The following is a 25810-nucleotide window of genomic DNA, read 5'->3' on the forward strand; positions in this document are numbered from 1 at the left end:
GCCGGTTCAGCCCTTGTTCTCGTGCAGGGCCGTGAGCGATGCCCGGGCGATGGCGTGGCTGAAGAGGTTGAAGCCAAGGAAAGCCGGCGTGGCGTCTTCGCCGACTTCCAGCTTTTCGACGTCGACGGCGTGCACCGTGAAGATGTACCGGTGCGGCCCGTGTCCGGGCGGCGGGGCGGCGCCGAGGAACCGCTTCACGCCACCGTCCCCCTTCAGGGTGACAGCGCCCTCCGGCAGACCGGAGCCCGTCTCGTCACCCGCGTTCGCGGCCAGCGCCGTGACCGACGCGGGGATGTCGAACACCGCCCAGTGCCAGAACCCGCTCGCCGTCGGGGCGTCCGGGTCGTAGCAGGTCACGGCGAAGCTCTTGGTCCCGTCGGGGAAGCCCTCCCACGACAGTTGCGGGGAACGGTCCTCGCCGCCCGCGCCGAAGATCCCGGAAAGCTGGGGCGTCGGCAGGAAGCCGCCTTCCTCGATGTCGGTGCTGCTCAAGGTGAAGGCAGGCAGATCGGGCAGGAAGTCGTACGGATCGGGTGCCTGCGGCATGCGTCCTCCTGATCGTCGAACAGATGACGGAGCCAGGTTATGACCCCGAGGACCCCGGTGCGGGTTCAGGGATGAATCCGGGGGTTACCCCTATGTCCAACCCGCCGCGCTGCCCTTAGCGTCGAGCTACACGAAAACCTGCTCTGGAGGGACTCAAGACCATGGCGCGCCCACTCCTCGCGATCGGAGGCATCGCGTTGATCGGCGTCGGTGTCCTCACCGGCCTCGGCTGGTGGTGGCCGTCCGACGCGGAGGCCACCTCGGAGGTCACCCAGCCGATCCGCAGCGTGCGCATCGACAACGACGAGGGCCGGGTCAAGATCCGCACCGGCGAGGGGCCGGTCCGGATCCACCAGGAGTTCGAGTACCGCTGGAACAAGCCGGGCGACTCCTTCCGCGTGGAAGGCGACACGCTGGTCCTGGCCGGGTGCGGCACCACCTGCGAGGTCCGCTACGACGTGGTGGTCCCGGCCGGAATCCCGGTCTCGGGCAAGCTGGACTCGGGTGCGCTCGACATCGCCGGAGTGTCCACTGTGGACGTCACGGTCGATTCCGGCGCCGTGTCCGTCACCGACGTGCCGGGCACCGTCAAGGTCCGGTCCGACGCGGGCCGCGTCGAACTGGCGAATATCGGGCAGGCCGTCACCGTGCGGGCGGCTTCCGGTGCCATCAAGGGGGAACGGCTAGGCGGCAACGTCGATGCCCACACCGACAGCGGCCGCATCGAACTCGAACTGGTCAAGGGTGCCGACGTCACCGCGCAGACCGACAGCGGTTCGGTCGAGGTCACCGTCCCGGCAGGCGAATACAACGTCACCGGCGGCACCGGCAGCGGCCACCGCGACATCGACGTGAACCAGTCCGGTTCGGCACAGCACAAGCTCGATCTCAACACCGACAGCGGAAGCGTCAAGGTCAAAGCGGCCTGACGGACTTATCGGGGGAAACACTTTCTCATGGGGAACAAAGAAAAGCGCGTCCTCGGCGCGCTCGCTCTCGGCGCGCTGACCGCCTTCGGGATCGTCGGCTGCACAGGGGAATTCCAGCAGAAACTGAGTGACGGCGCGCCCGTCACCGAGCAGGTCACCGCGATCCGGGTGGACGTCCCGGTCGGCGCGGTCACGCTGCGGGTCGAGGACGGCGCGCCCGTCTCGCTGCGCCGCGAAGTGACTTATAACGGCAAGAATCCCGGCAAGACGTACAGCGTCGAGAACGGCACGCTGGTCCTCGGCGGCTGTCAGCAGTGCGGCGTGGACTACGACGTCGTGGTGCCGCGCGAGCTGGCGATCTCCGGGTCCATCGGCACCGGCAAGATCACCCTCGCCCGCGCCGCCTCGGTCGATCTGAAGGGCGACGTCGGCGACTTCAAGGTGATGAACACGTCCGGGCCGGTCAACCTGCGCACCGGCACCGGCGACATCGAGGTCGGTCTCGCGAAGCCGGGCGCGGTCACCGCGAACGCGGAGGTCGGCAAGGTCGTCGTCACCGTTCCCGACGGCGCGTACCAGGTCCGCGCGAAGGCGGAGGTCGGCAAGGTCGAGACCGGCGGCGTCCGGCAGGACCAGGGTTCGGCGAACGTCCTCGATCTCCAGGCCGGCACCGGCTCGATCACGGTGAAGCCTGTATGAAGACGCTCGCCGCGATCATCGCGCTGACCCTGCTGCCGCTTTCCGCGCTGCCCGCGTCCGCCGCGCCAGGGATCGACTGGAAGCCGTGCGCGACCGAGTACGCGCCGACACTGGAATGCGCGAGCCTGCCGGTGAGCGATGGCTTTTCGATCGCGCTGGCGAAACTGCCCGCGACCGATCCCACGCGGCGCGTCGGTTCGCTGTTGACCAATCCGGGCGGGCCGGGCGGTGCCGGTGTCACCGTGCTGAAGTACGGCGGCCGCGGTTTCGCGCTGGATCAGCCGGAAATGGCCGAAGTGCGGCAGCGGTTCGACGTCATCGGGTTCGACCCGCGCGGCGTCGGCGACAGCGGGCCCGCGATCACCTGCGGGCCGGGTCTGCACGATCCGGCGATCAGCCGATTCCCGCGGAGCCGCGCGGACTACGACAAGCTCCTCGCGCACAACCGCGCTTCGGGCGGCGAATGTCTGAACAGGACCGGTCCCGGATTGTCCTCTGTGGACACTTGGCGGGCCGCGGGCGACATCGAAGCGATCCGTGTCGCCCTCGGCGAGCCGAAGGTGAACTGGCTCGGCGTCTCCTACGGTTCCGAACTCGGTGCCGTGTACGCGGAGAAGTACCCGAAGCGCGTCCGGACGATGGTGCTCGACGGCGCGGTCGACCACTCGCGGCCGACCAGGCAGGCGATCCTCGAAGAGGCCGTCGCGACCGAAAGCGCGCTCAAGGACTTCGCGAAGTGGTGCACGACGTCGGCCGACTGTGCGCTTCGCGGCAAGGACGTCCTCGCCGCTTACGACGCGCTGATGCGGACGCCCGGCGGCGTGCCGTCGAAACAGCTCGGGCGGAATGTGACCGCCGAGGAGATGGCGGCCGGCGTCTACGGCAGCCTCATCCTCCCCGCGTTCTGGCCGGACCTCGCGAAGGCGATCGAGGCCGCGACGGCGGGGAACGCGGACGGACTGCTGCCGTACTCCCAGCTCGACCCGTCCTACGGCGCGTATCGCGCGATCGGCTGTCACGACTTCGGCTCGCCGTTCACCTCCTACGCCGACATGCTGGCGATGCAGGGACTGGTGAAGACCCTCTCGCCGCACGGCTGGCGGTATTCGGAGTTCTGGGACATGGCGAGCGGGTGCGCGGGCTGGCCGGTGCCTTCGGCAGGTGACCGAGCTTGAGGTGGCCGGAAGCCCTTGATCTTTTGGAGTCGCGCGTTTCGGCCGTCAGGCCCCGTGATCGGGATGGCAGGGCGCCTTCGACGGGAGGTGACGTGCATGCGGTGTGCGCCCTGGCAGCGCGAGCGCGGTCGCGCGATAGAGAACACTGCGAGCGGCGTCACACCCGCTCCGGGCACGGTCTGCCGGTAGTCCGGGAACAAGACGATCGTGCCGCACGTTGAGCCGGATACAAGGTTGAGTGAGGGTGACTCAAGTCCGGCTTGACGGAAGCCCCACCATCCCGATACAACTTGCGTTGAGCCCACTCAAGGTGGGCCGAAACGTGCAGGTCACGAACTAGCAGGAGGATCACACCATGGCGCGAGCGGTCGGCATCGACCTCGGCACGACCAACTCGGTCGTCGCTGTCCTTGAGGGCGGCGAGCCGACGGTCATCGCCAACTCGGAAGGTTCACGCACCACCCCGTCCATCGTCGCCTTCGCCAAGAACGGCGAAGTGCTGACCGGCCAGCCGGCGAAGAACCAGGCCGTGACGAACGTCGACCGGACCATCCGGTCGGTCAAGCGGCACATCGGTACCGACTGGAAGACCGAGATCGACGGCAAGGCCTACACCTCGCAGGAGATCAGCGCCCGCGTGCTGATGAAGCTCAAGCGCGACGCCGAGGCGTACCTGGGCGAGACCATCACCGACGCGGTCATCACCGTCCCCGCCTACTTCGAGGACGCGCAGCGGCAGGCCACCAAGGAGGCCGGGCAGATCGCCGGCCTGAACGTGCTCCGCATCGTCAACGAGCCCACCGCGGCGGCGCTGGCGTACGGCCTCGACAAGGGCGAGAAGGAACAGACCATCCTGGTCTTCGACCTCGGTGGCGGTACGTTCGACGTCTCGCTGCTGGAGATCGGCGAGGGTGTCGTCGAGGTCCGCGCGACCTCCGGTGACAACCACCTCGGCGGTGACGACTGGGACGAGCGCATCGTCACCTGGCTGGTCGACAAGTTCAAGTCGTCCAACGGCATCGACCTCACCAAGGACAAGATGGCGCTCCAGCGCATCCGTGAGGCCGCCGAGAAGGCGAAGATCGAGCTCTCCAGCTCGAACTCGGCCAGCATCAACCTGCCGTACATCACGGTGGACGCGGACAAGAACCCGCTGTTCCTCGACGAGCAGCTCTCCCGCGCCGAGTTCCAGAAGATCACCTCGGACCTGCTCGAGCGCACCCGCAAGCCGTTCAACAACGTCATCCGTGACGCGGGTGTCGCCGTCGGCGACATCGACCACGTCGTGCTCGTGGGTGGTTCCACCCGCATGCCCGCCGTGTCCGAGCTGGTCAAGGAGCTGACCGGCGGCCGCGAGCCGAACAAGGGCGTCAACCCGGACGAGGTCGTCGCCGTCGGCGCGGCGCTGCAGGCCGGTGTGCTCAAGGGCGAGGTCAAGGACGTCCTCCTGCTCGACGTGACCCCGCTTTCGCTGGGCATCGAGACCAAGGGCGGCGTGTTCACCAAGCTCATCGAGCGCAACACCACGATCCCGACCAAGCGTTCGGAGATCTTCTCCACCGCGGACGACAACCAGCCCTCGGTGCAGATCCAGGTGTTCCAGGGTGAGCGCGAGATCGCGGCGCACAACAAGAAGCTCGGCATGTTCGAGCTGACCGGTCTCCCGCCCGCCCCGCGTGGCGTGCCGCAGATCGAGGTCACCTTCGACATCGACGCCAACGGCATCGTGCACGTCCTCGCGAAGGACCTCGGCACGAACAAGGAGCAGTCGATGACGATCACCGGTGGCTCCGCGCTGCCGAAGGACGACATCGAGCGCATGGTCAAGGACGCCGAGGCGCACGCAGAGGAGGACAAGCAGCGCCGCGAGGAGGCGGAGACCCGCAACCAGGCGGAGACGCTGGTCTACCAGACCGAGAAGTTCGTCAAGGACAACGAGGACAAGCTGCCCGACGAGCTCAAGGGCAAGGTGAAGTCCGCGATCGACGAGGCCAACGAGGCGCTCAAGGGCACCGACTCGGCGAAGATCCGCGAGTCCATCGAGAAGCTGAACACGGCTTCCCAGGAGCTGGGCACCGCGCTCTACGCCAACGCCACCCCGGGCGCCGAAGGTGCCGCCGGTGATGGTGCCGCCGGTGCGGCGGGCGCGGGTGCCGGTTCGCAGGCCAAGGCGGACGACGTCGTCGACGCCGAGATCGTCGAAGAGGACGAGAAGGACAAGAAGTGACCGGACGCTACGACGAAACCGAGGGCCGGGGCCCGGACGAACCGGTGGTCGTGCGGGACCGTAGGCGGATCGATCCGCTGACCGGTGAGGTCCGCACGGCCGCCCCGGCGACCGAGCCCAAGGATGGTCCGAAGCACGCCGCTCCGACCGAAGAGCCGGCTGTCCCGACGGAGCCGGAGCCCGCCGCACACGCGGGCCCCGGCCTCGGGGAGTCCATTGTGGACGACTCGGTGTCGGTGGCCACCGGACTGGAGAAGGAGCTGGCGGAACGCACCGCCGACCTCCAGCGTCTTCAGGCGGAGTACGCCAACTACCGCAAGCGCGTCGACCGTGACCGCGAGCAGGTCGTCTCCGGCGCGAAGGCGTCGGTCGTCAACGATCTGCTCCCGCTGCTCGACGACCTCGAGCGCGCGGAGCAGCACGGCGATCTGACGGGCGCCTTCAAGGCGGTCGGCGAGAAGCTGGTCGGCAGCCTGCAGCGGTCGGGTCTCGAGCCGTTCGGCGCCGAGGGCGAGCCCTTCGACCCGAGCGTCCACGAGGCGGTCCAGCACAGCACGTCGCCGGACGTCACCGGGCCGACGGTCACCACGGTCATGCGCCGCGGATACCGCTTCGGCGAACGCGTGCTGCGCGCGGCGCTGGTCGGGGTCACCGACCACGAGCCGGGTGCGGCTCCCGCGCCGTCGGCGCAGGGCGCCCCGGTGGACCCGCCCGTCGGTGGCGAGCTGCCGCTCGAGGGCGAACTTTTCGATGAGAACAACCGCTGATCGGCGATACGGCGTGAAAGGAGGAGACGTTCGGTGAGTGCACGGGAATGGATCGGTAAGGACTTCTACCGTGAGCTGGGCGTCTCCTCCGACGCCACCGCGGACGAGATCAAGAAGGCCTATCGCAAGCTGGCCAAGGAGAACCACCCCGACGCCAACGCGGGCAACGCGGAGGCCGAGAAGAAGTTCAAGGCGGTCTCCGAGGCGTACGGCGTTCTTTCCGACACGTCCAAGCGCAAGGAGTACGACGAGGCTCGGCGCCTCTTCGGCTCCGGCGGTCCCGGCGGCTTCGGCTTCCCGGGGGCCGGCGGTGGCGGCGGCGGTTTCGACGTCGGCGACATCTTCGGCCAGGCGGGTCAGCAGCAGGGCGGCTTCGGCGGTCTCGGCGACATCCTCGGCGGGCTCTTCGGCCGTCGCGGCGGCGCGGCCGGTGCCACGGCGAACCGGCCGCAGCGCGGCGCGGACGTGGAGACCGACGTCCGGATCGATTTCGCCGAGGCGGTCAAGGGCGCGACCCTGCCGCTGCGGCTGTCGAGCCCGGCGACCTGTTCCACCTGCGGCGGCAACGGCGCGAAGCCGGGTACTTCCCCGAGGACGTGCGCGACCTGCCAGGGCAGCGGGCTGGTCAGCCGGAGCCAGGGCGCGTTCGCGTTCTCGGAGCCGTGCCGTGACTGCCGCGGCCGCGGCACGATCATCGACGACCCCTGCCCGGAATGCGCGGGCGAGGGCATCAGCACCCGCACCCGCACGCTGACCGTGCGGATCCCGCCGGGCGTCGCCGACGACCAGCGGATCCGGCTGGCAGGCCAGGGTGAACCGGGCCGTGGCGGCGCGCAGCCGGGCGATCTGTACGTCCGCGTGCACGTCGCTCCGCACGCGGTGTTCGGGCGCAAGGACCTCGACCTGACGATCACCGTGCCGGTGTCCTTCACGGAGCTGGCTCTCGGCGGCACGATCACCGTGCCGACGCTCGAGGGCAAGGTCTCGCTGAAGGTGCCGCAGGGCACAGCGAGCGGTCGCGTGCTCCGGGTGCGCGGCAAGGGAATCGCGAAACGCGACGGCTCGCAGGGCGACCTGCTGGTCACCCTGCAGGCGGCCATCCCGGCCAAATTGGACGACAAGGCCCGTGAAGCGCTGGAGGCCTACGCGGAGGCCATGGCCGATCACGATCCGCGACCGGAGATCACCGAACTTCTCGAAGGCAGGTGAGCACGATGTTCGGCGGGCTGCCGCACGGTGCGGACGAGGACACCCCGGTGTTCGTCATTTCGGTGGCGGCGCAGCTTTCCGGCCTGCACGCGCAGACCCTGCGGTCCTACGACCGCCAGGGTCTCGTGTCGCCGGGCCGGACCTCCGGCGGTGGACGGCGTTACTCGATGCGGGACATCGCGTTGCTGCGCGAAGTGCAGCGACTGTCCCAAGAGGACGGTGTCAACCTCGCGGGCATCAAGCGGATCATCGAGCTGGAGAACCAGGTCGACGCGCTCCGCGCGCGAATCGCCGAACTGACCGAAGAGCTCACGGCGGCGTACGTCGCCGCCGAACAGACGGCCGCGGCCGTGCACGCCTCCTACCGCAAGGATCTCGTTCCCTTGCGGCAGCAGACGGCACTCGTGGTCTGGAAGCCCAGAAAACGCAATTAGTCCTCTGAATGCTCCGGGTCACCTTTGAGGTACCTGCTGCGGGTGGGGTCCGGAACGCCACCGCGGCAGCACCTTGCCAAGTACATGAAGGCCCCCTTCCTCGCGCCTAGGTGCAGGAAGGGGGCCTTCATGTACTTCTTCGCAAGGCGGAGGTGGCGGAGCCTGAGCCCAGCGCGCGTGTCGCCTTACCCCGCATTCAGAGGACTAAATGCGTTATTGGCCGGGCACCAGGGTCCGGATCTGCTGGACCTCGCCGGTGCGCGAGTCCATGATCCGCTGGGCCAGCGCCTTCGCCTCCGGGTTCTTGCCGTCCTTCAGCTCGGTCCTCGCCAGCGCGACCCCGTTGTGCTGGTGCGCGACGAAGATGTCGGCGAAGTCGAGGCCGAACTCCGCACCATCCTTTTTGGACAGTGCTTCGAGGAGGCCCTTGTCGGTGAGTCCGTCGCCACCGTGATGGTGGTGCGCGTGCGGATCCGCCGAACCCGTCTCGGGTTTGCCCCAGGCCTTCAGCCAGTTCCGCATGTCGGTGGTCTCGGTCTGCTGCGTCGCCTCGATGGCGGCCGCGAGATTCGTCAGCTCCTGCTTCTGCCCCTGCTTGGCCTTCACCAGTTTGACGATCTCCACGCCCTGGTTGTTGTGGGCGATCATCATCTGCAGGAACATCACGTCGGCGTCGTTGTACGCCGCGGACGCCTCCGCCGACTGGGGGGCCGGGGAGATCGGGGCGCCGGCGTTGGGCGGTGAGCCGTCGCCGGCCCCGCAGCCCGCGAGGGCCACGAGGCCGGCGACGAGAACGAGGGCCAGCTTCACTGCCGTGTCCACAGCGCGGGTGTGTTCGGCGGCTCCCAGCCTTGGATCGCCGTATGTGTCATCTGGCACCGGTAAGTGACGCCGCCGTAGGTCACCGTGTTGCCGACCGCGTAGGACGTCCCGGCCGCCCAGGTGCCGCCGGTGGGCGGGTTGGTGGTGCTGGTCGGCGGGTTCGACGTCGTGGGCGGGTTGCTGGTGGTCGGCGGGTTGCTCGTCGTGGGCGGATTGCCGCCGCCGATCTGCAGGTCGATGCAGCTGTAGAAGGCCATCGGCGTGTCCGCGATGTTCCAGATGGCGAGCACCTTCTGGCGGCCGCTGAAGCCGTTCAGGCTCACCGTGTGCGACGTCGGGTCCTTCGGCGCGGAGTTGTTCCCGCTGATGTCGGCGATCTTGGTGCCACCGATGTAGTACTCGTAGTTCGTGGTCCGGTGGTAGGCGGTGAACTTCCAGTTGAAGGTCACGCTGTTGCCGACCGACGCGGCGGGCCACGGCTTCGATTCGTCGTTGAGCTCGGCGAATCCGGGAACGCCGCCGTTGCAGCTGCGGAGCCCCTTGGGGCCTTCGACGCTCTGCGGTTCGTAGACGATGGCACCGCAGCCGGAAACCTTGCCTTGGGCGCAGTTCGCCTGGCGGCTGGGCGGGGACAGTACGTAGCCATGGGCGCTGGCCACCTGCGGGATGGCCACGATGGCGATCGGGGCGAGGATCGCACCGGCGGCGGCTGCCACGAGCTTGCGTTTGACGGTCATGCCGGCTCCTGGGGGATGGAACGACGGTGTTCCCGTGAGGGGGAGCAATGTGGTCTAGACCATAAATCCGCCGGTGACCGCGGTCAATGATTCACTGACCTACTGCTGCGTCAAGCCCAGGTGGAACAGCCGATCGGCCTAATACGAAGGACGCATCGGTTCAGTCCAGGGTGAAGGGGTCGTACTTGATCCGCTCCAGGTCGGTGCCCGCGGCGAGCAGTTTCGCGATCGTCGCCCGGATCATCGGCGGTGACCCGGCGACGTACACGTCGCGCTCCTTCCAAGCGCCGCGCTGGGTGACCGCCGTGGCCAGCGTGCCGCGGTCGCCACCGGCGATGGTGCCTTCCTCGGTCACCGGGGTTACCGTCAGCCAAGGGCAGGTGACGGTGAGCCCGCGGAGTTCGTCGAGTGCGTAGAGGTCTTCCGGACGGCGGCCGCCGAAGAACAGGTGCACCGGAGGGTTGTTCTTCCAGCGCGACATGTCGTCGAGCAGGGCGAGCAGCGGCGCGACGCCGGTGCCGCCGCCGATCATCAGCAGCGGACGTCTTTCCGTGTGGTTCACCGAAAGCGCGCCGAGCGACGGACCGAGGCGCCAGACGTCGCCGAACCGGGTGTGGTGGACGATCGCGCGCGAGACCCAGCCGCCGCGCACGGCGTGCACGTGGAACTCCATCGTTCCGTCTTGGTGCGGCGCGGTGGCGGGCGAGAAGTATCGCCACATGCGCGGCCGCTGCGGGACTTCGACGCTGACGTAGCCGCCGGCCCGATACGGGAGCGGCTGGTCGGTGCGCACCTTGACCACGGCGACGTCGCGGGAGGCGAGGCGGTGCTCGATGACGGTCGCCTTCCACCACGCGGGCCCGGTCTGCTTGCTCGCGGCCTCGCGCATGTGCTTCGAAATGACGCCGTACGCGGTGACCCAGGCGTCTTCCAGTTCCGGTGTCCAGTCGTCCTTCAGGAACCTTTTCAACGCGGCGATCAGCGCGACGCCGACGGCGTCGTAATGGCGGCCGACGACGTCGAACTTCCGGTGGTCACGGCCGAGCTGACCGAGGAACGTGGCCAGCTCGTCGGGCCGGTCCACCATCTGGACGACGTAGACGAGTGCGCGCAGCAAACGATTTCGCTGCGTGGCCATGTTGATCGGGAACAACGCCCTGACATCCGGCGAAACGGAGAAGAGCACGCCGTAGAAGTACTGGGACAGCTCCTCGGCCTTCGTTTCGACGGCGGCGAAACTCTCCCTGATGAGCTTGGCCATCGCGACGGTCTTGTCCGCCGACGGTGTTTCGATCAAGGGTGGAACGGGAATCGGTGAAGATCTCGACGGACTCGGTGGATGCTCGTACTTCACTGTTTCGGCAGTCATGGGTGAACGATTTTCTCCAGTTGGATCGGGCATATTCTCCAGACCCGATGTCATCGTGCTCGTGTTCCCCCGAGGGGTCCCGACTGTATGCCCGAACGTCGCGAAAGGATCCACGAATGGTTGTTTCCCGCTCGAACGGAGCAAACGATATACGCGCCGTCAACACCGTCTGGCACTAAGTAAAGGTGATCAAGCAGGCGGGATTTTCCTTGCTAACCAGTGTTTTTCGCCACTGGGGCCGGAAAGCGTGATCCGCCGATCGGGTGGGTTTTTCTCCGTGATTACCGGGTCACGTAACGGTATGCGTCCGGTGACTGATCCCCATTATGGAATCGCATTCGGACAGTGCCTAGTCGATGGTGAAGGGGTCGTACGCGATCTGGTCGAGCGCGCTGCCCGCGACCAGCATCCGGGACACCGTCGCGCGGATCATCGCGGGCGAGCCGGCGACGAGGATCCGGTGCCCCGGCCAGGATCCTTGCTGGGTAACGGCTTCCGCGAGCGTGCCCTGCACGCAGCCGGGGGCCTCTTCACCGTGTTCGACCACCGGCGTCACGGTGAGCCACGGGTTCGTGGCCGCGAGAGCGCGCAACTCGTCGAGGTCGTAAAGGTCCTCACGCGACGGTCCGCCGTAGAACAACTGGACCTTCGGGTTCTCGCCCCACTGCGCGAGGTCGTCCAGGATGGCGCGCAGCGGCGCGATGCCGGTGCCGCCGGCGATCATCAGGACGTCGCGGCCGTCGGTCCGGTCGATGGACAGCCTGCCGAGCGGCGGTCCCAGCCGCCAGACGTCGCCGGGCTGCGTGTGGCTGACGATGGCGCGCGACACCCAGCCGCCGTCGACGGCGCGCACGTGGAACTCGATGCCGCCGTCCTCGCGCGGCGCGTTCGCCGGCGACAGGTAGCGCCAGAGCCGTGGCCGCTGCGGTACTTCGACGCTCATGTACTGACCGGGCTGGTACGGCACCGGGAACTCGGGCTGGACGCGGACCAGGGCGAGATCCCAGGTGAGCCGCCGGTGTTCGAGCACGGTGGCCGACCACGACGCCGGGTTGACGTCGGCCGCCGCTGCCTCCTGCATCGCGCGGGCGACGATGGTGAACGCCTCCGCCCAGGCCCGTTCGACCTCCGGTGTCCAGTCCGGACCGAGGTGGTTCTTCAGCGAGGCGAGCAGCGCGGTGCCGACGGCCTCGTAATGCCGCGGGATGACGCCGAACTTGCGGTGGTCGCGGCCGAGCTGGGTCAGGAACGGCACGAGGTCGTCGGGCCGGTCGACCATCTGCACGATGTGGACCAGCGCGCGGACCAGCCTGCCGCGCTGGACCTCCATGTTGATCGGGAAGAAGTCGCGGGTCGCCGGCGCGAGGGTGAACAGCATCCCGTAGAAGAACTGGGATATCTCCGGGATGAAGGGCTCCGACTTCGCCCAGGTGTCCCGGATGAGGCGCACCATCGCGGTGACCGCGGGCGGGGCTTCGCGCGGCGCCGAGGACCGCGGGACCGGGCTGACCGCGTCGGCCGTCACGGGCTGGGAGTCGCTGATCGGGTAGCGCATGCCGGAAGACGGTTCCCCAGGTTCACGAACGAGGGTCCACTGGAGAAGAATTCACGGATCATTCACCTCTCCGGTCAGTGGCTGTCGGGCCGGTCGGCTGGTTCCGGCTCGCTCGCGAGACTAGCTGCCGAGAGCCCTTTTGCCCGCATCGTTGCTCCGGACGGGTGTACTCGAAACCGGTCGGCAGTGGGGGATCTCACGAGGTAAATAGTTGTCTTACGCAAGTGTCACCCAATAAAGTTGTACTGTACAAGTAGCCAGGAGGCACCGATGAGCTCCGCCGACGACGCCAGGGTCGAACTGATGCGTGAGTTGAAGGCCGCCTCCCAGCTGCAGCACGCCTGGATAATGCAGGCCTGGCAGGACGACCCCGGCCTGCATCCGGCGGCCGCGATGCTGCTGTCGGACCTGGCGAAGCACGGCGAGGCGCGCCCTTCGGAATTGGCAAAACGACGCTTTGTGGACCTTTCGGTCATAAGTCGTCAAATTTCCCAGCTGTCCGCGGCGGGGATGGTGGACCGCCGTCCCGCGCCCGAGGACGGCCGCGCGTCGATCATCAGCATCTCCGAGCGCGGGCGTGCGGAACTGGGGCGCAGGCGGGCCGGGTATCTGGAGTTCATGGAGCGTGCGCTCGGTGACTGGGACGACGAAAAGGTCCTCGAGCTGACCACGCGGCTGGCGGAGATGAACGCGGACGTCCGAGCGGCCCTGTCCGCCCGGACATGCGACGTTTGACGGCGGCCGTTCTTACCCACCGGTCTTGACTGAACGGACCTTTCGCGACGCCGTCACGCCGGTAGCGTCGAAGGTGTGCGAAGCAGGGTCGCGTTGCTGGTCGCGTTGGGTATCGACAACTTCGGCTCGGGACTCTTCCTTCCGCTGGGCCTCGTCTTCGTCATCCGCGTGGTGGGTTTGCCGCTCGCCCAGGCGGGAGGTGCGGTCACGCTCGGCGCGTTCGCCGGGCTGCTCGTTCCCGCGCTCGCCGGCCGCCTCGTCGACCTGATCGGCCCGCGGACGGTGATGATCTGTTCCCACGTTCTCCAGGCCGCCGGAGCAAGCGCTTTCCTGCTGGCCGACGGGTTCGCCGGCGTCGTCGGCGCGTCCGTCATGCTCGCGGCCGGGCAGCAGCTGTTCTACAGCTCGCAGTTCTCGCTCATCGCCGACGTCGCGGGCGAAGGGCCGAAGGACCGGCCGTTCGCCGAAGCCGCGATGGTGCGCTCCGCGGGCTTCGGGCTGGGCGGGCTCGCGGCGGCCGGACTGCTGGTGTGGATCGGGCGTGAGGGCCTGTACGTCGCCGTGATGGTCGACGTCGCGACCTTCGTCATCGCCGCGGCCATCCTGTCGACGCTGGTCACGCCCGCCCCGCGGCCTTCGCCGCGCTGCTCGGGGCCCGCGCGGGTCTGGCGGAACCGCCCGTACCTGGCGCTCATCGTGTTCAGCGGGCTGTTCGCGCTCACGATGGACTTCTTCCTCATCGGGATGCCCGTGTACGTGTTCAACGCCTTGCAAGGCCCTCGATGGCTTCCCGGGGCCATCATCGCGCTCCTCACCGTCGTCACCAGTCTGGGTGGAGTCATCGCGTTGCGGCTCACCAGGAGGATGACCCGGATCGCCGCGATGCGTGCGGGTTCGGCGTTGTTCGCGGTGTGGTGCCTGGCGTGCCTCCTGGTGGTGTTCGTGCCGAAGGTCTTCCAGCCGGTTTACCTGCTCGGTGCGACCCTCGTGCTGGCCGCGGGCGATCTCGCGTTCGGCCCCCGGTCCGGGGCGCTGGCCGAAGCCGCGGCGCCGCCGGAGGCGCGAGGCCGGTACCTGGCGGCCTTCCAGTACGCGTTCACGCTCGCGGCGGTGATCGCTCCGGCCGTCGTGGCGTTGTTCTCCGTGGCAGTCTGGATCCCGTGGGTGCTCGTGGCCGCGTGCGCCTGTACGGCCGTGGTCGGCCTCGGCCGGGTGGGTCCCCGCCTGCCCGTGGAGGCGGTCTCCCCGACCGGAGGCTGAAACTTTTCAGGGTTGAGCGGAACAGACTCAACTTTGCTGACGTTGTACCTGTCGACAAGAACTTCGCAGGACCTAGTACGAGGTGAGGGATGGACGCTTTCAACCCGACCACGAAGACCCAGCAGGCGATCTCGTCGGCGGCGCAGGCGGCCACGATGGCGGGAAACCCGCACGTGGCGGCCGCGCACCTGCTCGGCGCCCTGCTGGCGCAGGGTGAGGGGCTCACCGCACCGCTGCTGACCGCGGTCGGGGCCGATCCGGCGCAGGTGCACAAGGAGCTGGAGCCGCTGATCGCGGCGCTGCCGTCGGCGACGGGCGCCACCGTGTCGAGCCCGCAGTTCGACACGAACGCCGTCAAAGCGCTGACGCACGCGCAGAAGCTCGCGACCGAACTCGGCGACGAGTACGTCTCGACCGAGCACCTCCTCGTCGGCCTCGCCACCGAAGGCGGGCCGGTGGCCGAGCTGCTCAAGCGGCACGGCGCCACCCCGGACGCGCTGCGCGAGGCGTTCGCCAAGGTGCGCGGCTCCGCGCGGATCACCAGCGCGGATCCGGAAAGCACGTTCAAGGCGCTGGAGAAGTACGGCGTCGACCTGACCGAACGCGCCCGCGCCGGCGAGCTGGACCCGGTGATCGGCCGCGACACCGAGATCCGCCGCGTGGTGCAGGTGCTCTCGCGCCGCACCAAGAACAACCCGGTGCTGATCGGTGAACCCGGTGTCGGCAAGACGGCCATCGTCGAAGGGCTCGCCCAGCGCATCGTCGCCGGTGACGTGCCGGAGTCGCTGCGCGGCAAGCGCGTGGTGGCGCTGGACCTCGGCTCGATGGTCGCGGGTGCCAAGTTCCGCGGTGAGTTCGAGGAGCGGCTGAAGGCCGTGCTCAAGGAGATCACCGACTCCGCGGGCGAGGTCGTCACGTTCATCGACGAGCTGCACACCATCGTCGGCGCCGGCGCGACCGGCGAGGGAGCGATGGACGCGGGCAACATGATCAAGCCGATGCTCGCCCGCGGTGAGCTGCGGATGGTCGGCGCGACCACGCTCGACGAGTACCGGCAGCACATCGAGAAGGACGCCGCGCTGGAACGGCGCTTCCAGCAGGTGCTGGTCGGCGAACCGTCCACTGAGGACACCATCGGCATCCTGCGCGGGCTCAAGGAACGGTACGAGGTGCATCACGGTGTGCGCATCACCGACGCCGCGCTGGTCGCCGCCGCGACCCTGTCCGACCGCTACATCACCGCCCGGTTCCTGCCGGACAAGGCGATCGACCTGGTCGACGAGGCCGCGTCGAAGCTCCGCATGGAGATCGACTCGCGGCCCGTCGAGATCGACGAGGTCGAGCGCGCCGTGCGGCGGATGGAGATCGAGGAGATGGCTCTGTCCAAAGAGGACGACGCCGCCTCCAAGGAACGGCTCGCCGCGCTGCGCTCGGAGCTGGCCGAGAAGCGGGAGACGCTGACCGCGCTGACCGCGCGCTGGCAGAACGAGAAGGGCTCGATCGAACGCGTCCGCGAACTCAAGGAGCAGCTGGAGCAGCTGCGCGGCGAGTCCGAACGCGCCGAACGCGACGGCGACCTCGGCAAGGCCGCCGAGCTCCGCTACGGCCGGATTCCCGCGCTGGAGAAGGAGTTCGAGGCCGCGACCGCGGCCAGCGAAGTCAGCCAGCAGAACGTCATGCTCAAGGAAGAGGTCAGCGCGGACGACGTCGCCGACGTGGTCAGCGCGTGGACCGGCATCCCGGCCGGACGGCTGCTGGAGGGTGAGACGGGCAAGCTGCTCCGGATGGAGGAGGAGCTCGGCAAGCGCGTCATCGGGCAGAAGGAGGCCGTGCAGGTCGTCTCGGACGCGGTGCGCCGCACCAGGGCGGGCGTCGCCGACCCCGACCGGCCGACCGGTTCGTTCCTGTTCCTCGGCCCGACCGGTGTCGGCAAGACCGAGCTGGCGAAGGCCCTCGCCGAGTTCCTGTTCGACGACGAGCGCGCGATGCTGCGGATCGACATGAGCGAGTACGCCGAGAAGCATTCGGTGGCGCGCCTGGTCGGGGCGCCTCCGGGTTACGTCGGCTACGACCAGGGCGGCCAGCTGACCGAGTCGGTGCGCAGGCGGCCGTATTCGGTGGTGCTGCTCGACGAGGTCGAGAAGGCGCATCCGGACGTGTTCGACGTGCTCCTGCAGGTGCTCGACGACGGACGCCTCACCGACGGCCAGGGCCGCACGGTGGACTTCCGCAACACGATCCTGGTGCTGACGTCGAACCTCGGCTCGCAGGCCATCGCCGACCCGTCGCTCGACGAGCGTCAGCGCAACGACGCGGTGATGTCGGTGGTGCAGCGGCAGTTCAAACCGGAGTTCCTGAACCGGTTGGACGACATCGTGGTCTTCCACGCGCTGGGCACCGACGAGCTGACGTCCATTGTGGACATCCAGATCGAACGGCTCGCCACGCGGCTGTCGCGGCGCCGCCTGACGCTGGAGGTCACCGACGGGGCACGCGAGTGGCTCGCGCTGAACGGCTTCGACCCGATCTACGGCGCGCGGCCGCTGCGGCGGCTGGTGCAGTCGGCGATCGGCGACAAGCTGGCGAAACAGCTGCTGGCCGGTGAGATCCGGGACGGCGACACGGTGCGGGTGGACATCCCGGCCCAGGAGGCGTCGGAGGCGCTGACGGTCACCCGGGTGGACTGAGGCCGGTCGGTCACCCGCCGAATGAGATGAAGGGGTCTTTCATCGCAGAATTTGCGATGAAAGACCCCTTCATTGCCTTGGCGACACAGCGATTTGTCGACCTTTCGCCGCGTCTTTCGTGGTCCTTCCCGGGTGCGGCACCGAAAGGGGTGGCGCGACACGGCGCCCGGCGGTCACATCCGGTGAGGGCAGGGGGATACCCTGACCGTCGTGGGTATTCCGGCGTGGATCTGGTTCGTCATCGCCGCCGTCGCCTTGGTGGCGGGGCTGGCGCTGCTCGCGGCCGACCGGGCGAAGGAGGGCTCGCGCAATCGCGAGCGCATGCGCTGGGCCGAGCTGCGCGGCTGGCAGTTCGTCGAAGAGGACGAACGGTTGCCGCGGCAGTGGTCCAACGGCGCGATCGGGTACTTCGGTGCCCAGCTGGCGGTCAACGTCGTCGCCGGGTCCACCTTCACCTCCGACGGGCGGCGTCCCGTCTTCATCTTCGACATCGAGACCGAGGGCCAGATCCCGGCGGTCGTGGTCGCCGTGCGGTGCAACCGCGTGCACGAGGTGCCGCTGGAGATGTGGCTGTCCAGTGTGCCGTTCCAGCGCCAGGACATGCCCGAGATGCTCGGCCCGATCGGTCAGCGCTACGCCTTCGCGGACGACGCCGAGGGCGCGCGCAAGGTGATCACGCAGGATCTCGTCGACGCGGCGGACTCGCTCGGCGGCGATGTCGGCGTGGCGTGGCTGGAGAACGAGTGGGTGCTCGCGAGCGTCGCCCCGAACGCCGGGCCGTCGCGGCTCGAGCGGCTGCTGCGCGACCTCGGCGAGATCGCCGACATCGTGGACCCGTTCGACGAGGAGTACGACAACGCCTCGACCCCTGGCCGTCACTGGCAGGCCGAGGCCGCCGACGACATCGAGCCCCAGGCCTGATCAGGACCGCTTGAGCTCCAGCGGGAGCGCCCCGGCGATGAATCCGGTGTGCGCCGGCTGACCGAGCAGGGTCAGGTCGAGTGTCCCGGACTGCGTCAGATGCCCTGCCTGTGCGGGATCTGTGGTCGGCTGTACCCCGCGCACGGACGACGTCGAGGTGCCGCGGACGGACGCGACTTCCCCGATGCCGAGGTCGCCGCTGATCGTGTGCGAACCGGATCCGGTGAGCCCGGCATCGTGCTGCGCCAGATTCACGTTCTGCCCGGTGGTGACCAGCCCGGACGACGGACCGATGGTGCCGCCGAGAGCGTGCTCCTGGCCGTAACCCGCGCCCGAGCCGACGTCGAGCGGCAGGACACCGCTGAACCGGCCGTTGCCGTGCTGCGCCGAGGTCGACCCGACGGCGGCGAGGTCGCCGACGTCGACCGCGTGCCCGGACGACCGCCCGGCCTCCAGCACGCCGCCGAGGTCGCCGGAGAAACCGCCGTCGAGCCGGAAGGCCCGGTCGAGGGTGCCGCCGGTGTGCTGTTCCGTCTCGTTGATGACGCCGACCCCGGGCAGCGGGCGGACGGCGTGATAGGTCCCCTCGGCCACGCGAAGGGCGCGGCTGTCCTCGGAGACGAAGGTGGGGACGCCGGTGCGCGGGTCGAGCGCGACCTCGGTCAGCCGTGCGCCGGTCCGTTCGAGTTCGGTCTCGTTCCCGGCGACGACGCTTCCATAGCGATCGACCTTCAGCGCTTCCCGCTGGCCCTGCTTGACGGCCTCGGAAGTCTTCGCCGCCGCGAGCGCGCCGACCTTGTCCGGACGGGCCGTGACACCGTCGCGGGTCTCGATGGTCTCGCTCACCGAGCGGCGGACGTCAGCGACGGTCTTCGCGTCACCGAGGTCCTTGCTGAAGACGTTCCGCTCGGTGTTGGTCAGGAAACCGCGAAAGACGGTCGTGTCGCCTTCGCTGGTGAAGCCGACTCCGCGATCGAGGCTGCCTTCGCGCTGGTGATCGAGTGGAAGCGGGATCGACGGGTCGGTCTGGGTGGCGAGCGCGGTGGCCGGACCGGCGAGCAACAGCGCCAGCGGCGCCGCGCCGGCCGCGACTTTGGGCAGGTAGCTCGGCTTGCGCCTGCTGTGCTTCCCCATGGGGCCGGACGATACTTCCCGACTTCGGCAGTTGCACGTCAAATCCCCACGGTGGGTGACCCCCACGCCTGCCCCATCCGAGCGTGTTCCCGGAACCCGACCGAGGAGTAGGTTCCCGATATGACACAGACCGCCCTGATCACCGGCGCCACCGCCGGCATCGGCGCGCAGTTCGCGCGCAGGCTCGCCGCCGAGGGGTACGACCTCGTACTCGTCGCCCGCGACGTCGACAGGTTGGAGGGCTTCGCCGCGGAACTGGTCGAGGCGCACGGCGTCGACGTCGTGGTCCTGCCCGCCGATCTGTCCGAAGTGGACGGACGCGCGCTGGTCGAGGACCGCCTGGCCGAAGCGCCGGTGGACCTCCTGGTGAACAACGCGGGCTTCGGGCTCAACGGCGACTTCTGGACCATCCCGCCGGACGCGCTGCAGCGTCAGCTGGACGTCAACGTCACCGCCGTCCTGCGGCTGACCCGTGCGGCGCTGCCGGGGATGATCGACCGCGGCGAGGGCGCGATCATCAACGTCAGCTCGGTCGCCGGCTTCTTCAGCGGCCGCGGTTCGACGTACACGGCCAGCAAGAACTGGGTCACTTCGTTCACCGAGGGCATTGCCGCCTCGCTGCCGGAGAACATCCGCATGATGGCGCTCTGCCCTGGGTTCACCACCACGGAGTTCCACGAGCGGGCCGGTCTGGACAAGCCCGGTCCGAAGGCGTTCTGGCTCGGCGTCGAGCAGGTCGTGGACGAGGCCCTGGCGGATCTGCGCCGCGGCAAGGTGATCTCGGTGCCGAGCCTGCAGTACAAGGTGCTCGTCGCGGTCGGCGGGCTGCTTCCCAGGGCGGTGCTGCGGAAGCTCGGCGGCGGTTTCGGCGGCAAGGGCCGAACTTAATCGTCATCGGTGGTTTCGATCGAGCGCACGCCGTCGGTCGCGGCGAGCACGGTGGGCGCGGCGGCGTGATCGGGTCCGGTGAGGTCGAGTGAGACCGTCACCTCACCGTCACGGTCGTCGGTGATCCGCAGTGACGTGATCGACCATCGACGGCTCGTGCACAGCGCCAGCAGCTCGCGCAGGACACCTTGCCCGTCCACGTAACTCACGCGAAGCCTGGTCATGCCCGTGCCGCCGGGCAGATACGCGCTCAGCCAGGTGAAACCGAGGACCACCACGAAATGCAGGGCCGTGACAACGACCGCCAGCACCAGCAGACCGGCGCCCGCCGCCATGCCGATGGCCGCGGTCTCCCAGACGGCGGCGGCCGTGGTGAGCCCGTGGATCGCGCCCTGCCTGGTGATGATCAGCCCGGCGCCGAGGAAGCCGACACCGGAGACGATCTGTGCCGCGATCCGGGACGGGTCGAGTACGACCTGCCCGGTCGCGAGGATGTCGCCGAAACCGTACTTACTGACCAAAAGGATCAGTGCGGACGCGGTGCCCACGATGGTCTGGGTCCGCAGTCCGGCGCTCTTGCCCCTGAGCTGCCGTTCCAGCCCGATCGCCGCCGACAGCGCGAACGCCGTCGTCAGCTCACCGATCTGGAGCCAGCCCTGTCCGTTCGAGACCATCACCCCACGGTGCCATCGGCCGGACGACGGTTCGAGCCCGTGCGGGGCGGGTACGCGTGGATCATGAAGTCATCACTTCTTGTCATCGCGGTGGTGCTGACGCTGGCCGCCTGTTCCACCGAACAGGCGCCCGCCCCGGCGGTACCGGGACCGGTCGAAGCCCAGCCGGTGAAGGCGATCCAAGCGGCGGCAGGCGCTTTGCCCGACGGGCGGGTGTTCGACGTGGAGCCCGCGAACGACGGGTGGGCGATCAAGGTCGCGTCACACGGGCAGGAACACAAGGTGCGCGTGAGCCCGGACGGCGGCCAGGTCCTCGGCAAGCAGCAGACCGCCAAGCCGAGCGACGACCTGGCGAAGGTCGGGCAGGCGGGTGTCGACGCGGTCAAGGCACTCCAGGCCGCGCAGCAACGCCGGCCGGGTGAGCTCGACGAGATGGAGGTCGACCACGCCGCCGACGGCACCCTCGTCTGGGAGGTCGGGCTCCGCGACGGCAAGGGGATCGAGCACGACGTCGACGTCGATGCCAGGACCGGCGCGGTGAGGTAGGGCCCGCCCTACCAAGGAGACGCACGCTCGCCCCAGGGTGCTTCCGACCTGGGATTCCTAGTGTTTTCCCATGAACACTGGGTGGAACGGTGACGCGGTCCGGCTCGACGGCGTCCGCAAGGAATACGGCAAGGGCGTCGTCGCTCTGGACGGGGTGACGCTGGCGTTCCCGCGTGGCGGTTTCACCGCGGTGATGGGACCTTCGGGCTCGGGTAAGAGCACCTTCCTGCACTGCGCGGCCGGGCTGGACCGGCCGACGTCGGGGTCCGTCGTGCTCGACGGGCAGGAGCTGGCCGGGATGAGCGAGACGAAGCTGACGAAGCTGCGCCGCGACCGGGTCGGCTTCATCTTCCAGGCCTTCAACCTGCTTCCGGCGCTGACCGTCGAGCAGAACGTCACGCTCCCGCAGCAGCTCGCCGGCGCCAAGCCGGACCGCCGTGTGGTCGAAGAGATGCTGGGCCGCGTGGGGCTTTCCGGCCGTCGCAAGCACCTTCCCGGCGAACTGTCCGGTGGGCAGGCGCAGCGCGTCGCGATCGCGCGGGCGCTGGTCACCCGGCCCGCGGTGGTCTTCGCCGACGAGCCGACCGGCGCTCTCGACACCCGCACCGCCGCCGAGGTTCTCGCGCTGCTGCGCCATTCCGTCCGGACGACCGGCCAGACGGTGATCATGGTGACCCACGACCCGATGGCCGCCTCGTACGCGGACCGCGTCATCTTCCTCGCCGACGGCCGGATCGCGGACGAGCTGCACGCGCCGACGGCGGACGTCGTCGCCGAGCGCATGACCCACCTGGGTGCCTGGGGCAGCTCGGTCAGGGCGGGTGCGTGATGCTGCGACTCGCCTTCCGGACCCTGCGCCTGCGCAAGGGTGGCTTCATCGGCACCTTCATCGCCGTCTTCTTCGGCGCGCTGATCGTCGCCTCCTGCGGCGGCCTGATGGAGACCGGGATCCGCAGCAACGCGGAGCCGCAGCGGCTCGCGGCCGCGCCGATCCTCGTCACCGGCGGCCAGACCTTCGCACTGCCCAAGGAAGATCCGGCAGCTCTCGAACCCGATGACAAGCGCAAGTTCGAGGACGCGCGGCTTCCCGAACGCGTCCGGCTCGACAGCGGACTGGTGTCCCAGCTGCGGTCCGTCCCCGGGGTCTCGGACGTCGTCGGCGAAGTGAGCTTCCCGCTCGCGGCGGGCGGGAAGCCCGCCCTCGGCCACGCTTGGGACTCCGCCGTCCTGACCCCGTACGCGCTGGCCGCGGGTGCCGCGCCCGCGGCGGGCGAGGTGGTCGTCGAATCCGCCTCGGGAGCGAAGCCCGGTGACCTCGTCGAGGTCGCCGCGCGCGGCAAGACCGAATCGTTCCGCGTCGCCGGAGTGGCCGGAGCGCCGCGTTCGATCACCCAGGCCGCCGTGTTCTTCTCCGCCGCCGACGCCGCCCGGCTCTCGGGTCACCCCGGCAAGGCCGACGCGATCGGCGTCTTCACCGCGCCGGATGCGGACGTCGAGGCGGTGCGGGCGAAAGTCGCCGAGGTCGCGACCGGGGCGAACGTCCTGACCGGCATCGACCGCGGTGTCGCGGAATTCCCCGAGGCCGATTCGAGCGGCTCCAACCTGATCGTCATCGCCGCGGTGTCCGGCGGGCTCTCGGTGATGGTCGCGATGTTCGTCGTAGCCAGCACACTGAGCCTGTCCACCCAGCAGCGTTCGCGCGAACTCGCGTTGATGCGGGCGATCGGCACGACCCCGCGCCAGCTCCGGCGCATGGTGCTCGGCGAAGCGCTGGCCGTCGGCCTGCTCGCCACCGCGCTCGCCGCGGTACTCGGCCCGTTCCTTGGCGAGTGGCTGTTCGGGCAGCTCGCCGAGAACGGGGTGGTGCCCGCGGTGCTGCGGTTCTACCAGGGCTGGTTGCCCGCCGTCGTCGGCGCGGGGGCCGCGATGCTCGCGGTGTTCATCGCCGCCTTCTTCGCGGGCCGCCGCGCCGGGAAGATCCGGCCGACCGAGGCGCTCGCCGAGGCCGCGGTCACCCGCCGCTGGCTGACCCCGACACGCGTCATCGTCGCCGTGCTCTGCTTCGGCGGCGGCACCGCGCTGGCCATCGTGACCGTCGCGGTGATGACCGGCCCGATCGCGGCCAGCACCGCCGGACCCGCGGTGATCCTCTGGGCGCTCGGCGTCGCGATGATCACCCCCGGTGTCGCCAAGGTGATGACGGCGATCCTGCAGTGGCCGATGCGCCTGCTCGGCGGCATCGACGCCCGGCTCGCCGTGCTCAACACCCGCGCGGGCATCGTCCGGGCGGCGGGCGCGGTCACCCCGATCATGCTCGCCGTCGGGATCGCGACCGCGAACATCTACCTGCAGACCACCCAGCAGGAGCTGGCGAACCAGGCGTTCACCGAAGACGTCCGCGCCGACGCCGTGATCGCCTCCGCGACGGGCGGGCTGTCCCCGGACCTCGTCCAGCGGATCCAGGCCGTGCCCGGGGTCGCCGGAGCGTCCGAGTACGTCACCAGCAGCGTGTTCCTCGAGAACCCGTACGACTCCTCCGACGAGGGCCGTCCTGCGGTCGGCCTCACCGCTTCCGGCGCGGGCGCGACGACTGACACCAAGGTGACTCAGGGTGACCTGAAGGCGCTGACCGGCAACACCATCGCGCTGCCCGAGGTCTTCGCGAAGGACTTCGGCCGCGGCGTCGGGGACACGCTCAGCCTGAGGCTCGGGGACGGCACCCCGGTCGACGTCGAGGTCGTCGCGGTGACCAGCCAGCGGCCCGGTTTCGAGAGCCTGCTGCTCCCGGCCGGTCTGCTGGCCCCGCACACCACCGCCGGGCTCGCCCCGCAGATGCTGGTCCGCGCCGCTCCGGACGTCGATCCGGCGGCGCTCACCGAGCGGCTTCGCGAGGCGACGGCCGGGCTGCCGGTGTCCGTCGGCGACCGGGCGGCGCTCGTCGCGGCGCACGACAAGGACCAGGCCGTCGGCGCGTGGGTGAACTATCTGCTGGTCGGGATGATCATCGCCTACACGGTGATTTCGGTCGCGAACACGCTCGTGATGGCGACCGTCCGGCGGCGCCGCGAGTTCGGCCTCCAGCGGCTCACCGGCTCGACCAGGGCGCAGGTGCTGCGGATGGCCGGTTTCGAAGGCGGGCTCGTCGCGTTGGTCGGGATCGTGCTCGGCACCGTCGTCGCGGCGGGCTCGATCGTCCCGTTCTGCCTGGTGGCGACCGATTCCCTGCTGCCGATGGGCTCCCCGCTGATCTACCTGACCATCATCGGGACCGCCGCGGCGCTCGCGCTCGTGGCGACCCTGGTCCCGGCCTGGGCGGCGACGCGGGGCCAGGCCGTCGACGCGGCGACGGCAGGCAATGACTAGAGCTACCGTCGAAGGACCCGGCGGGCCGTGTGTAAGACTCTCGGCCGTGGCGTACCCCGGTGTTGATCAAGCGGCGAAACTCGAACTGGCGAGACTGGTCGGCGAACTCGCCGTCGTGCACGGCAAGGTGACCTTGTCCTCGGGCAAGGAGGCCGACTACTACATCGACCTCCGGCGGGCGACGCTGCATCACGCGGCCGCTCCGCTCATCGGGAAGCTGCTTCGCCAGCTCACGCACGACTGGGACTACGTCGCCGCCGGCGGTCTGACCCTCGGCGCGGACCCGGTGGCGCTGGCGATGCTGCACTCAGCGGCGACCGACGGTGTCGTGCTCGACGCGTTCGTCGTCCGGAAGGCCGTCAAGGAACACGGCATGCAGCGCCGGATCGAAGGCGTCGAGGTGCTGGGACAGCGCGTGCTCGCCGTCGAGGACACCTCGACCACCGGTGGCAGCGTGCTCACCGCCGTCGAGGCTCTGCGCGAGGCTGGAGCCAACGTGGTCGGCGTCGCGACCGTCGTCGACAGGGACACCGGAGCGCGCGAGGCCATCGAGAAGGAAGGCCTCGAATACCGTTACATTCTGAACAAGGACGATCTCGGTCTGTCCTGAGTAAAGCGTCCCGAACGGGGCATCCTCCGTGCGAACGGAGGATGCCCCGTTTTTTCGTGAGCGTTTCTCAATCCGAAAGGGGTAACGTCGCAGGTAGGGGTGTGAAAGGGGGCTTGAGGTGGCGGGTTTCCTGGCGAACGTGACAGTCGCGGTGCATATTTTCGCGCTGTTGTTCATCGGATTCGGTGGTTTCCTCGCGTGGCGGTGGCCGAAGGTGATCTTCGTGCATGTGTTCTTCGCCGCATGGGGTGTCCTCGTCAACGTCTTCCCCTGGCCGTGCCCGCTGACGGCCGCCGAGAACTACTTCCGGCATCAGCAGGGCCTCGGCGACCTACCCGGCGGCTTCAACGCCTACTACCTCTACGACACCGTGTTCCCGCGTTCGTCGCTGCCGTTCGTCGTCGTGATCGCGATGGCGACGGTGATCATCTCCTACATCGGCGCGTACCAGCGCCGGCGTCACCGCCACCACGACGGGGACGCACCGGCGCACCGCGTCAGCATGGGCTGAGTGACAATCCTC

General features: G+C 69.0%; 24 protein-coding genes. 17 read left to right on the top strand and 7 right to left on the bottom strand.

Going from position 1 to position 25810, the window contains the following annotated elements:
• Positions 1–6: 6 nt before the first annotated feature.
• A complete protein-coding gene (locus AC069I_RS07345; RefSeq protein ID WP_478224127.1) occupies positions 7–546 on the bottom strand; it encodes a YbhB/YbcL family Raf kinase inhibitor-like protein in 540 nt (179 codons plus the stop codon).
• Positions 547–707: 161 nt separating this feature from the next.
• Here AC069I_RS07345 and AC069I_RS07350 point away from each other — a divergent pair, with 161 nt between their 5' ends.
• The 7 genes from AC069I_RS07350 to AC069I_RS07380 all read left to right on the top strand — a co-directional run bounded on the left by AC069I_RS07350 (position 708) and on the right by AC069I_RS07380 (position 7986).
• Positions 708–1475: a DUF4097 family beta strand repeat-containing protein gene (locus AC069I_RS07350; protein WP_478265013.1), complete on the top strand. Its 768-nt coding sequence runs from the start codon at positions 708–710 to the stop codon at positions 1473–1475.
• 27 nt (positions 1476–1502) lie between these two features.
• Positions 1503–2174: a DUF4097 family beta strand repeat-containing protein gene (locus tag AC069I_RS07355; protein ID WP_478224130.1), complete on the top strand. Its 672-nt coding sequence runs from the start codon at positions 1503–1505 to the stop codon at positions 2172–2174.
• Positions 2171–3349, top strand: a complete 1179-nt coding sequence (locus AC069I_RS07360) for an alpha/beta fold hydrolase (RefSeq protein ID WP_478265014.1) — start codon at positions 2171–2173, stop codon at positions 3347–3349. Before AC069I_RS07355 ends, AC069I_RS07360 begins: the two co-directional genes overlap by 4 nt.
• 355 nt (positions 3350–3704) lie before the next feature.
• The gene (gene dnaK, locus AC069I_RS07365) at positions 3705–5576 is read left to right on the top strand and encodes a molecular chaperone DnaK (protein WP_478224133.1); all 1872 of its coding nucleotides are present in this window, start codon (positions 3705–3707) and stop codon (positions 5574–5576) included.
• Complete coding sequence (grpE, locus tag AC069I_RS07370) at positions 5573–6343, top strand: nucleotide exchange factor GrpE (RefSeq protein ID WP_478265015.1); 771 nt, start codon at positions 5573–5575, stop codon at positions 6341–6343. Before dnaK ends, grpE begins: the two co-directional genes overlap by 4 nt.
• Before the next feature lie 33 nt (positions 6344–6376).
• Positions 6377–7552 carry a molecular chaperone DnaJ gene (gene dnaJ / locus AC069I_RS07375; RefSeq protein WP_478224135.1) on the top strand — a complete coding sequence of 392 codons (1176 nt, stop codon included), beginning with the start codon at positions 6377–6379 and terminating at the stop codon, positions 7550–7552.
• A gap of 5 nt (positions 7553–7557) precedes the next feature.
• Positions 7558–7986 (top strand): heat shock protein transcriptional repressor HspR, encoded by a 429-nt coding sequence (locus tag AC069I_RS07380; RefSeq protein WP_340688519.1) that lies wholly within the window; start codon positions 7558–7560, stop codon positions 7984–7986.
• Positions 7987–8199: 213 nt separating this feature from the next.
• Here the strand turns inward: AC069I_RS07380 and AC069I_RS07385 are convergent, their stop codons facing one another.
• From AC069I_RS07385 to AC069I_RS07400, 4 genes are all read right to left on the bottom strand, one after another.
• Positions 8200–8808, bottom strand: a complete 609-nt coding sequence (locus AC069I_RS07385) for a DUF305 domain-containing protein (protein WP_478265016.1) — start codon at positions 8806–8808, stop codon at positions 8200–8202.
• Positions 8793–9545, bottom strand: a complete 753-nt coding sequence (locus AC069I_RS07390; protein ID WP_478224138.1) for a lytic polysaccharide monooxygenase — start codon at positions 9543–9545, stop codon at positions 8793–8795. The genes AC069I_RS07385 and AC069I_RS07390 overlap by 16 nt, the downstream gene beginning before the upstream one ends.
• A gap of 160 nt (positions 9546–9705) precedes the next feature.
• Positions 9706–10806 (bottom strand): globin domain-containing protein, encoded by a 1101-nt coding sequence (locus AC069I_RS07395; RefSeq protein WP_478224457.1) that lies wholly within the window; start codon positions 10804–10806, stop codon positions 9706–9708.
• Between the two features lie 457 nt (positions 10807–11263).
• Positions 11264–12469: a globin domain-containing protein gene (locus AC069I_RS07400; protein ID WP_340686177.1), complete on the bottom strand. Its 1206-nt coding sequence runs from the start codon at positions 12467–12469 to the stop codon at positions 11264–11266.
• A gap of 270 nt (positions 12470–12739) precedes the next feature.
• Here AC069I_RS07400 and AC069I_RS07405 point away from each other — a divergent pair, with 270 nt between their 5' ends.
• From AC069I_RS07405 to AC069I_RS07420, 4 genes are all read left to right on the top strand, one after another.
• Positions 12740–13204, top strand: a complete 465-nt coding sequence (locus tag AC069I_RS07405) for a MarR family winged helix-turn-helix transcriptional regulator (RefSeq protein WP_478224140.1) — start codon at positions 12740–12742, stop codon at positions 13202–13204.
• A gap of 75 nt (positions 13205–13279) precedes the next feature.
• Positions 13280–14464: an MFS transporter gene (locus tag AC069I_RS07410; protein WP_478265017.1), complete on the top strand. Its 1185-nt coding sequence runs from the start codon at positions 13280–13282 to the stop codon at positions 14462–14464.
• 89 nt (positions 14465–14553) lie between these two features.
• Positions 14554–17151 carry an ATP-dependent chaperone ClpB gene (gene clpB / locus AC069I_RS07415; protein WP_478224144.1) on the top strand — a complete coding sequence of 866 codons (2598 nt, stop codon included), beginning with the start codon at positions 14554–14556 and terminating at the stop codon, positions 17149–17151.
• Between the two features lie 210 nt (positions 17152–17361).
• Positions 17362–18072 carry a hypothetical protein gene (locus AC069I_RS07420; protein WP_478224146.1) on the top strand — a complete coding sequence of 237 codons (711 nt, stop codon included), beginning with the start codon at positions 17362–17364 and terminating at the stop codon, positions 18070–18072.
• On the opposite strand, the gene AC069I_RS07425 is transcribed toward AC069I_RS07420, so the two are convergent.
• Positions 18073–19206: a hypothetical protein gene (locus tag AC069I_RS07425; protein WP_478224148.1), complete on the bottom strand. Its 1134-nt coding sequence runs from the start codon at positions 19204–19206 to the stop codon at positions 18073–18075. It abuts the gene before it with no gap.
• A 120-nt stretch (positions 19207–19326) separates the two neighbouring features.
• Here AC069I_RS07425 and AC069I_RS07430 point away from each other — a divergent pair, with 120 nt between their 5' ends.
• Complete coding sequence (locus AC069I_RS07430) at positions 19327–20094, top strand: SDR family NAD(P)-dependent oxidoreductase (RefSeq protein ID WP_478224150.1); 768 nt, start codon at positions 19327–19329, stop codon at positions 20092–20094.
• Here AC069I_RS07430 and AC069I_RS07435 read toward each other — a convergent pair.
• Positions 20091–20771 carry an MgtC/SapB family protein gene (locus tag AC069I_RS07435; RefSeq protein WP_478265018.1) on the bottom strand — a complete coding sequence of 227 codons (681 nt, stop codon included), beginning with the start codon at positions 20769–20771 and terminating at the stop codon, positions 20091–20093. The two genes, AC069I_RS07430 and AC069I_RS07435, sit on opposite strands and share 4 nt — an antisense overlap.
• 60 nt (positions 20772–20831) lie before the next feature.
• Between AC069I_RS07435 and AC069I_RS07440 the strand changes: the two genes are divergently transcribed.
• The 5 genes from AC069I_RS07440 (at position 20832) to AC069I_RS07460 (ending at position 25798) form a co-directional block, all read left to right on the top strand.
• Entirely contained in the window at positions 20832–21314 is a 483-nt protein-coding gene (locus AC069I_RS07440) for a PepSY domain-containing protein (RefSeq protein WP_478265019.1), read from the top strand.
• Positions 21315–21384: 70 nt separating this feature from the next.
• Positions 21385–22143 carry an ABC transporter ATP-binding protein gene (locus AC069I_RS07445; RefSeq protein WP_478265020.1) on the top strand — a complete coding sequence of 253 codons (759 nt, stop codon included), beginning with the start codon at positions 21385–21387 and terminating at the stop codon, positions 22141–22143.
• Entirely contained in the window at positions 22143–24677 is a 2535-nt protein-coding gene (locus tag AC069I_RS07450; protein WP_478265021.1) for an FtsX-like permease family protein, read from the top strand. The genes AC069I_RS07445 and AC069I_RS07450 overlap by 1 nt, the downstream gene beginning before the upstream one ends.
• A gap of 46 nt (positions 24678–24723) precedes the next feature.
• A complete protein-coding gene (gene pyrE, locus AC069I_RS07455; RefSeq protein ID WP_016338130.1) occupies positions 24724–25287 on the top strand; it encodes an orotate phosphoribosyltransferase in 564 nt (187 codons plus the stop codon).
• A gap of 118 nt (positions 25288–25405) precedes the next feature.
• The gene (locus AC069I_RS07460) at positions 25406–25798 is read left to right on the top strand and encodes a DUF2784 domain-containing protein (protein WP_478224157.1); all 393 of its coding nucleotides are present in this window, start codon (positions 25406–25408) and stop codon (positions 25796–25798) included.
• The last annotated feature ends 12 nt before the right edge of the window (positions 25799–25810 follow it).

This window comes from Amycolatopsis sp. NPDC043885, assembly GCF_056435685.1.